1 protein-coding gene is annotated in these 2,212 nt (G+C 66.2%); it reads left to right on the top strand.

The window, feature by feature from the left end; translation table 11 throughout:
- Nucleotides 1-618: 618 nt before the first annotated feature.
- A complete protein-coding gene (gene ltrA / locus KIP79_RS46050) occupies nucleotides 619-2,088 on the top strand; it encodes a group II intron reverse transcriptase/maturase (RefSeq protein ID WP_214111412.1) in 1,470 nt (489 codons plus the stop codon).
- Nucleotides 2,089-2,212 lie beyond the last annotated feature (124 nt).

Here is a 2,212-nt window from a genome sequence, read left to right as displayed (position 1 = left end):
TGCCGAATTGTTCTTATATGAGTCAAGGTGCGCCGTGCGGCGCACCGGTTCGCGAGGAGGTGAAAGACCTTCTCCCCCAAACTGTCGCAGCAGGGCGGGGAAGCTGAGGGCAGCCTGAACCGGGTGGTGCCGGGAAGGGCGGGAGCAGCCCTGACAAAGCCAGGACGTGCCAGCACTGCCAGATGGGGCGGGCCTGGCGAGCGAGGTGGAAAGGAGTACGCGAGGAACCGGCGTCATTACGTCCCTCAAATATAGACCGGCTCAAACCTGACAGATACGGGCCGGGCGCGGTGCGTCTCGTCACCGGCAGATCGGCGGCGGGAACTCCTTAGGCGGGTTTCTTGACCCCTGCCGGGAGGCCATGGGGAAGGTCTGCGGCGTACCCATGGCGAGGCCGCTGGGACATAGTCGGGCTCCTCCTCCACCAAGCGAAACGGTGTGAACACGGGAACCGTCCGGTCGCACCTCCCGCAGGCGGGCAGCCAGTCCGTTGACGGGATAGGCGCACCGACCGCCGAGGTGGCCGGACGGGGCGGAGCCGCCGTAGTAGTCCGAGGCCGGGAAAGCCGGTCACATGGCCAAGGGCGGCAGCGATTGCGCGAAGGGAAGGATGCTGCAATGCCGAAAGACGCGCCAGTGAATGCGGGCGCCTGGCCGGAGGCGGTCCCGATGGGGCCGCGCCGGCGGGTATCGGAGATGCAGGCCAAACTTCACCGTTGGGCGGTGGCCGATCCGGGCCGCCGGTTCGAGGATCTGTTCAACCTCGTGCACGATCCGGCAACGCTGCTGATGGCGTTCGACCGGGTCGCGGGCAATCAAGGGGCCCGGACGCCCGGCGTCGACGGGCTGACCGTCGCACACGTCGAGCGCATCATCGGAGTCCCGGGGTTCCTGGACGATTTACGGGACCAGCTCAAGGCGGGCACCTTCCGACCGCTGCCGGTGCGGGAACGGGTAATCCCCAAGCCGGGCGGAGCGGGTAAGGTGCGCCGCTTGGGCATTCCCACCGTGGCCGACCGGGTCGTTCAGGCGGCGCTCAAACTGGTGCTGGAACCCATTTTCGAGGCCGACTTCGTGCCGGTCTCCTACGGGTTCCGACCAGGGCGGCGCGCTCAGGACGCGATCGCGGAGATTCACTATTTCGGCACCCGGGGCTATCGCTGGGTACTGGATGCCGACATCGAAGCGGCCTTCGACAACGTCGCGCACACCGCGGTGATGGACCGCGTGCGCCTCCGCGTGAAGGACAAACGCGTCCTGCGGCTGGTCAAGGCGTTCCTCAAGGCCGGGATCCTTACCGAACTCGGCCAGCACAAGGACAGCCGGACCGGCACCCCGCAAGGGGGAATCCTGTCTCCGCTGCTCTTCAACGTGGTCATGTCGGTGCTCGATGAGCATCTGCATCGGCCGTGGAAAGACGGCGGAGCCATGAGCACCCCTGTCCAGCGCGCACAGCGCCGCCGCAAAGCCCAGGCGAACTGGCGGCTGGTCCGCTACGCCGACGATTTCGTCGTGCTCGTCTTCGGCCAGCGCGGCGACGCACACGCGCTGCGCGAACAGATCGCTGAGGTGCTGGCCCCGTTGGGGTTGCGGCTGTCACCGGCCAAAACCCGGATCGTGCACCTGAGCGAGGCGATCGACTTCCTCGGATTCCGCCTCCAGTGGCGTCGCAAGCGAGGAAGCCACCAGTGGTACGTCTACACCCTCATCTCTCCCCAGGCCATCCGGGCGGTGAAGACGAAGGTCCGTGCCCTGACGCCCAGAATCTCACAACAGGAGCTCGGGTCCATATTGAGGCGACTCAACTGGACTCTTTACGGATGGGCCATCTATTTCAAGCACGCCGTGGCGCAGCGGGTGTTCAGCGCCCTGGACCACTTCACCTGGTTCCGGGTGATTCGCATGTTGCGGACACGGCATCGCTGGAGATGGAAGGACATCCGCCGATGGCTCACCACTCCCACCGGGACGTGGAGGCCGATCAACGCGGGTGAGATCGAGTTGAAGCGCATCGCGGCCATACCGATCAACCGGTACCGCTATCGCGGCAGCAAGATCCCCACACCGTGGGCTCCTGCCCACCCCTGACGGCAGCAACCGTGGAGAGCCCGTTGCGTTGAAAGGCGCACGGCGGGTTCGGCGAGCGGCATGAGGAGACGGGTTGAGAGCAATCTCGATACCGCGCCTCATGCCGACTCAACGGCCGCCCGCT

Origin of the sequence: Acrocarpospora catenulata (genome assembly GCF_018476525.1) — a bacterium.
GTDB classification, from domain to species: domain Bacteria; phylum Actinomycetota; class Actinomycetes; order Streptosporangiales; family Streptosporangiaceae; genus Acrocarpospora; species Acrocarpospora catenulata.
This window is presented reverse-complemented; position numbering and strand designations above follow the sequence as displayed.